General features: G+C 70.3%; 7 protein-coding genes. 2 read left to right on the top strand and 5 right to left on the bottom strand.

Annotation, left to right across the window (positions count from 1 at the left end):
• Positions 1-228: 228 nt before the first annotated feature.
• The 5 genes from JNW89_RS01620 to JNW89_RS01600 form a co-directional block, all read right to left on the bottom strand.
• A complete protein-coding gene (locus JNW89_RS01620; RefSeq protein WP_238447338.1) occupies positions 229-1,203 on the bottom strand; it encodes an NAD-dependent epimerase/dehydratase family protein in 975 nt (324 codons plus the stop codon).
• Between the two features lie 100 nt (positions 1,204-1,303).
• The gene (locus JNW89_RS01615; RefSeq protein WP_238447337.1) at positions 1,304-2,977 is read right to left on the bottom strand and encodes a cation acetate symporter; all 1,674 of its coding nucleotides are present in this window, start codon (positions 2,975-2,977) and stop codon (positions 1,304-1,306) included.
• Complete coding sequence (locus JNW89_RS01610; RefSeq protein WP_238447336.1) at positions 2,955-3,326, bottom strand: DUF485 domain-containing protein; 372 nt, start codon at positions 3,324-3,326, stop codon at positions 2,955-2,957. The genes JNW89_RS01615 and JNW89_RS01610 overlap by 23 nt, the downstream gene beginning before the upstream one ends.
• A gap of 219 nt (positions 3,327-3,545) precedes the next feature.
• Positions 3,546-4,301, bottom strand: a complete 756-nt coding sequence (locus tag JNW89_RS01605; RefSeq protein WP_238447335.1) for a flavin reductase family protein — start codon at positions 4,299-4,301, stop codon at positions 3,546-3,548.
• Positions 4,302-4,488: 187 nt separating this feature from the next.
• A complete protein-coding gene (locus JNW89_RS01600; protein WP_238447334.1) occupies positions 4,489-4,659 on the bottom strand; it encodes a hypothetical protein in 171 nt (56 codons plus the stop codon).
• Between the two features lie 252 nt (positions 4,660-4,911).
• On the opposite strand from JNW89_RS01600, the gene JNW89_RS01595 reads away from it, so the two are divergent.
• Both JNW89_RS01595 and JNW89_RS01590 read left to right on the top strand, forming a co-directional pair.
• Positions 4,912-5,697: a helix-turn-helix transcriptional regulator gene (locus JNW89_RS01595; RefSeq protein WP_238447333.1), complete on the top strand. Its 786-nt coding sequence runs from the start codon at positions 4,912-4,914 to the stop codon at positions 5,695-5,697.
• Positions 5,694-5,888, top strand: a complete 195-nt coding sequence (locus JNW89_RS01590) for a DUF397 domain-containing protein (RefSeq protein WP_238447332.1) — start codon at positions 5,694-5,696, stop codon at positions 5,886-5,888. The genes JNW89_RS01595 and JNW89_RS01590 overlap by 4 nt, the downstream gene beginning before the upstream one ends.
• Positions 5,889-6,000: the final 112 nt, after the last annotated feature.

The raw sequence follows: 6,000 nt of genomic DNA, 5'->3' as shown, positions 1-6,000 counted from the left end.
GCGGGGGCGCTCCTCGTCGTACGACGGGTACCACTGCGTCTCGGACGGCCGGGCGCGCCCGGCGGCCCGGTCGGGACCGGGAACCGCGGCGCGTCCGGTGCTCCGGTGCAGGTACGGAAGCGGGACGCCGGCTGACGATGTGGCGGACATGCGATTCAGCGTACGTATGCCGGTCGAGCGTTGCCCGAAGGCGAACGCCGCGCCGCGCCCCGCGTGCCGGGCGGGAAGCTACCCTAGCCGCGCCCGGAAGTGGTCGATCGTGCGTCGCAGTCCGTCTTCGGGCGCCACGGTGGGTTCGTATCCCAGCAGCTCCCGGGCGAGGGTGAGATCAGGTCGCCGCATCTCCGGATCGTCGGCGCTGCGGGTGATGTACGTCACCTCGGAACTGCTTCCGCAGAGTGACACGATCGTCTCGGCGAGTTGCCGCATGCTCATCTCGTGCTCGGTGCCGCAGTTGATCGGCCCGGTCTCGGTCGAGTCGAGCAGCAGCAGGATGCCGCGCACCAGATCGTCGACGTAGCAGATCGAGCGGGTCTGGTTGCCGGTGCCGTGCACGGTGATCGGCTCGCCGCGCAGCGCCTGGGAGATGAAGGTGGGGATGGCCCGGCCGTCGTCGGGGCGCATCCGCGGACCGTACGTGTTGAAGATCCGGACGATCGCCGCGTCCAGCCCCTTGCTCCGGTGGTACGCCATGGTGGCCGCCTCGGAGAAGCGCTTCGCCTCGTCGTAGACGGCGCGCACCCCGATCGGGTTGACGTTGCCCCAGTACGTCTCGCGCTGCGGGTGCTCCTTCGGGTCCCCGTACGCCTCCGAGGTGGAGGCCATCAGGAACCGGGCGCCGTCGGCGAGCGCGCGCTCCAGCAGGTGCAGGGTGCCCGCCGAGCCGACCCGGAGGATCTCCACCGGCAGCTTCTCGAAGTCGGTCGGGCTGGCCGGGGAGGCCATGTGCAGGACGGCGTCGAACCGCTCGGCCAGCGCCGGGTGGGCCGGCAGCCCGTCGGAGATGTCCGCCTCGACCAGGGCGAAGGACGGGTTGTCCAGCAGGTGCGCGACGTTGTCCTTCGAGCCGGTGACGAAGTTGTCCAGCGCGACGACCTGGCACCCGCGCCCGACGAGGGAGTCGACCAGGTGGGACGGCACGAAACCGGCGCCGCCGGTGACCAGGACGCGATGACCGCTGCCGAAACGCTGGGCTACCTTCATGCCGGCCAGCCTACTAAGGGTGCCCCCCGGATGCGGCGCGGCATGCGGCAAGGGGCCCCGGCGCGGCACGCGCCGGGGCCCCTTGCGGTGGTGGACGACGTCAGTGCGCTCCCGCGCCGGTCAGCGCCCGCACCTCCAGTTCCGCGTACTTCTCCTCGTCGTGCTCCTTCGAGATCACCGTGCCGATCCAGCCGCAGAGGAAACCGAAGGGAATGGAGATGATGCCCGGGTTGGACAGCGGGAACCACTGCCAGTCCTGCTCGGGGAACATCGAGGTCGGCGCTCCGGAGACCACCGGCGAGAAGAACACCAGGAACACGGCGGAGATCAGGCCACCGTAGATGGCCCAGACCGCGCCCGAGGTGTTGAACCGCCTCCAGAACAGGCTGTAGAGAATCGCCGGCAGGTTGCCGGAGGCCGCGACCGCGAAGGCGAGCGCCACCAGGAAGGCCACGTTCAGGCTCTGCGCGAAGATCGACAGGACGATCGAGATCGCGCCGATGACGAGCGCGGAGATCCGGGCGACGTTCACCTCCTGCCGTTCCGAGGCCTGCCCGTTCTTGACCACGTTGGCGTAGAAGTCGTGCGCCAGGCTCGACGACGACGCCAGGGTCAGTCCCGCGACCACCGCCAGGATGGTGGCGAAGGCGACCGCCGCGATGATCGCCAGCAGGGTCGCCCCGCCCAGCTCGCCGCCGAGGAACTTGATGCCCAGCGCCTCGGCCAGTTGCGGCGCCGCGGTGTTCCCCGCCTTGTCCTGCGCCGTGATCGCCTTGCCGCCCACCATCGCCGCAGCGCCGAAGCCGAGCGCCAGGGTGAGCAGGTAGAACGTGCCGATGATGCCGATCGCCCAGAGCACGCTCTTGCGGGCCGTCTTCGCCGTCGGAACGGTGTAGAAGCGGATCAGAATGTGCGGCAGGCCGGCCGTGCCGAGCACCAGGGCGATGCCGAGCGAGAGCAGGTCCATCTTGTTGTAGAACGTCTGGGTCGCATTGCCGGCCACCTCCACGCCGTACCGCTGGCCCGGCCTGAGGAAGTTCTCTCCCTTGCCCGATGCCGCCGCCGCGTCGCCGAGCAGCGTGGAGAGGTTGAACTTGTAATGCGCCAGCACCAGCAGGGTCATCACGATCGCGCCGGTCATCAGCAGGAACGCCTTGACGATCTGGACGTACGTGGTGCCCTTCATGCCGCCCACGGTGACGTAGATGATCATCAGGGCGCCGACCATGATGATGGTGGCGATCTTCGCGGTGTCGGCGTCCATGCCGAGGAAGGTGGTGCCCGGCTTGATGCCGAGCAGCAGCGCGACCAGCGCGCCCGCGCCGACCATCTGGGCCAGCAGGTAGAAGATCGACACCGTGATGGTGGAGACCGCCGCGGCGGTCCGCACCGGGCGCTGGCGCATCCGGAAGGCCAGCACGTCGGCCATCGTGTACCGGCCCGAGTTGCGCAGCAGTTCGGCGACGAGCAGCAGCGCCACCAGCCAGGCGACCAGGAAGCCGATGGAGTACAGGAAGCCGTCGTAGCCGTAGAGGGCGATGATGCCGGCGATGCCGAGGAAGGACGCGGCCGACATGTAGTCGCCGCCGATCGCCATGCCGTTCTGGAAGCCGGAGAAGGAGCGGCCGCCGGCGTAGAAGTCGGTGGCGGTCTTGGTCTGCCGGCTGGCCCAGACGGTGATGGCCAGCGTGATCGCGACGAAGACCAGGAAGAGCGTGATGGTGAGGTTCCGGGCGGTGCTGCCGCCCGCCTCAGCCGCGAGGACCGTGTTCATGGGTCACCTCCCCGATCTCGGCGCGGATCCGGTCGGCGACCGGGTCGAGCTTGCGGTCGGCGTACCGGGAGTACAGCCAGGCGATCAGGAACGTGGAGACGAACTGGAGCAGGCCGAAGACGAGCGCGACGTTGATGTGGCTGCCGAAGAGCTTCGTGCCCATGAAGCCCCGCGCGTAGGCGGAGAGGATGACGTAGAGCGCGTACCACAGGAAGAATGCGACGGTCATCGGGAAGACGAAGCCGCGCAACGCGCGACGCAACCCGGCGAACTCGTCCGACCGTTGTACGGCGAGATACCGCTCCGCCGCCGACTCGGCGGGCGCGGACGCGGGTGTGTCCGTGGACATCTGTGGATCACCACCTTCACAGGCCTGGGGAGTTTCGCGCACCGTAGAGAGCGCGCTCCCATCCAGGGAAGGCTGAGATCGGGGCCGGTCGGCGGCTGCGCCGAACGGTCTGCGGGCTGCGCCGAGTGACCTAGGTCACTCCGACGAGCGGTAGGTCGGGTGGGCGCTCACCGGTCGCCACGAGCTGTTGCCGGGCCGCCACGAAATGTCGCCGGGCCGTCAGGTCAGCTCGTGGTACCGGCCCCGGTAGTGCAGCAGCGGCATGGTCTCCTCGGTCAGGTCGACCGCCTCGATGGTGGCCTCCACCAGCAGGCCCCAGCCGTACTCCCGGGCGTTGTCGAGCCGGCAGCCGGCCCACCCGCCGGCGTCGCTGGGGACCGGGCCGTAGGGGGTGTCGAGCCACGATCCGGTGGCGAAGAGCCCGCCCGGGGAGGGAAAGAGCCCGGCGAACCGGTCGGCGAGCTGCCGGTGCGGCGGCCCCAACGGCGCCACCGCGAACCGCCCGGCCTCCTCCACCGCCGCCCACAGGTCCGACTCCGCGTCGATCAGCCCGAGCAGCCGGTCCGGCTCACCCTCGGCGACCAGGGTGGACGAGACGGTCAGCCCGGCCGGGCCGGGCGCCGTCCAGAGGGTCACCGGCGCCGCCAGCCGACCCCGCAACCGGCGTACGGGCGAGCGCTGCCCGGCGGGCACCGCGAACGGATCGGTGTGGTGGATCTCGGCACCCGGCTCATGATTCACGTGAAACATTGTGCCGCCTCGGGCCCGCGCCCAGCCGAGGAAGCGCTCGTGCAGGTCGGTCGGGCGGGCCTGCGGGTGGAGTCGGGCGAGCTGATCGGCGGCCTCGGCCATCAGCCCGCCCAGGTACACCAGCAGTGCCGTCCGGTCGTGCCGGTACTCGACCAGCAGGCCGAGTCGGGCCGGCTGACACGGCCAGTGCGCGCCGCAGGCCCGGCACCGCCAGAGAGGCCGCATCGGCAGATGCGGCACCCGCCTGCTCACCGCCGGCCCCTGACGACCGTCCGCGGGTTGCGTTCCGGCGTGTCGGCGGCGGGAGACGAATGCCGCAACGAGCGATACGACTCTGAGGCATATTTATGACTCAGAGGCATCACGCTCAGGGTCGTGTCCGCCTTCCCGGCGCGACACGCCCGGGCGGTGGTCACCACCGACCGCCGTTCGCCCGCCAGGTCTGCGCCGGGGTCAGCCAGCCTGCGCGGCCCGGTCGCGGCAGGGCCACCGTCGGCGCGGTCGCCCACGCCGGCGGCTGGTTCGGCCGGCCCACCGACCCCTGCGGCGGGGTGGCGCCCGGCACGCCGGTCGCCGGTGCCACCTTCTTCCTCCGGTACGGCCACAGCGCGGCGTTCTGCCGCGGATGAACCCGAACATCGCTGACTTCCTCCCGGTCTCGGGGGTCGCCCCGGTCGGGGGATTGACCGGGGCGACCCGACGCAGGACCGGCCGCCGGGTCGACGCCTCCACCGGCCGGGCCGCGTGTCCTCCACCCTGGACGGCGGGCCGGTCGCAGGGGAGGTTGCCAGGGCTTACTACGCAGCGGGGTCACGTACTTACCGGAGAGGTAAGGATGAACGTCGAGATGTGGGTGAGGGCGTTGAAGGCCGCCCGAGCGGGTGCCGAGATGTCCCAGGAAGGGCTGGCGGCCCTGATCAAGTGGAGCCCGTCCACCGTGGCCGCGATAGAGACCGGCCGCCGTCGACCCACCATGGAATTCGCGGTCGCCGCCGACCAGGCCCTAGGCACCGGCGGCCTCCTCGCCGAACTACTCAAGGCGGCCGACCAGGAGCGGGGGCCGTCCTGGTTCGCGCCCTGGCGAGGCTACGAACAGCAGGCCACTCGACTGCGTGCTTTCGAAGCCTGCCTGGTGCCCGGCCTGCTCCAAACCGAGAAGTATGCGCACGCGGTCATCTCGGCCGGTGGGCTGCACGCGCCGGCGATGGTGGACGAGTTGGTGGCGGTGCGAATGGAGCGGCAGCAGCTGCTGCACCGCGACGAGCCACCGCACTGCGTCTTTTTGCTCGACGAGGCGGCGCTACGCCGCCCCGTTGGTGGGCCTGCCGTGCTCGACGAGCAACTGGTGCGGCTCTTGGAAGTGGCGGATCTGCCGTTCCTCCGGCTGCACGTCATTCCGCTGACTGTCGGCGAGCACGTCGGGCTGGGCGGTGGGTTCGTGCTCGCCGAGCTGCCAGACGGCGACAGGGCCCTCTACCTGGAGAATGCTGCTCGGGGACACGTCATGGACGACCCTGAAATGATCGGCTTGATCGATCGCAAGTGGGATAGCCTACTCGGCGAAGCACTGTCCACAGGCGCCTCGCTGGATCTGATCCGGAAGCTGAAGGTGACGCCATGACGATGATCAAGCCGCACTGGCGCACCTCCAGCCGATCGACGGACTCCGGCGGCAACTGCGTCGAGGTGGCGGACAACCTGCCCGTGGTGCTGGTGAGGGACAGCAAGGACCGCTCCGGCCCGACCCTCACCTTCGCCCCCGACGCTTGGCGCGCGTTCGTCGCGCACGCCCGCTCCGGTCGCGCCGACTGAAGCTGACCCGTCCGGTCCGGCGCTGACCGCATGATCCGTACCGCCTTGCGGCGTGTCGGGGTATCCACGGCGCGGGACACCGCGACACGCCGCAAACGGGAGTGGCGCACCC

The sequence above is a fragment of the Micromonospora sp. 4G55 genome (assembly GCF_016803375.1).
The sequence above is the reverse complement of the archived record's forward strand: the minus strand, read 5'-3'. Positions and strand labels throughout refer to the sequence as shown.

Bases quoted from the DNA above. Each gene is read 5' to 3' on its own strand.
- JNW89_RS01620 (WP_238447338.1), bottom strand. From the start codon at position 1,203: ATGAAGGTAGCCCAGCGTTTCGGCAGCGGTCATCGCGTCCTGGTCACC.
- JNW89_RS01615 (WP_238447337.1), bottom strand. From the start codon at position 2,977: ATGAACACGGTCCTCGCGGCTGAGGCGGGCGGCAGCACCGCCCGGAAC.
- JNW89_RS01610 (WP_238447336.1), bottom strand. From the start codon at position 3,326: ATGTCCACGGACACACCCGCGTCCGCGCCCGCCGAGTCGGCGGCGGAG.
- JNW89_RS01605 (WP_238447335.1), bottom strand. From the start codon at position 4,301: ATGCGGCCTCTCTGGCGGTGCCGGGCCTGCGGCGCGCACTGGCCGTGT.
- JNW89_RS01595 (WP_238447333.1), top strand. From the start codon at position 4,912: ATGAACGTCGAGATGTGGGTGAGGGCGTTGAAGGCCGCCCGAGCGGGT.
- JNW89_RS01590 (WP_238447332.1), top strand. From the start codon at position 5,694: ATGACGATGATCAAGCCGCACTGGCGCACCTCCAGCCGATCGACGGAC.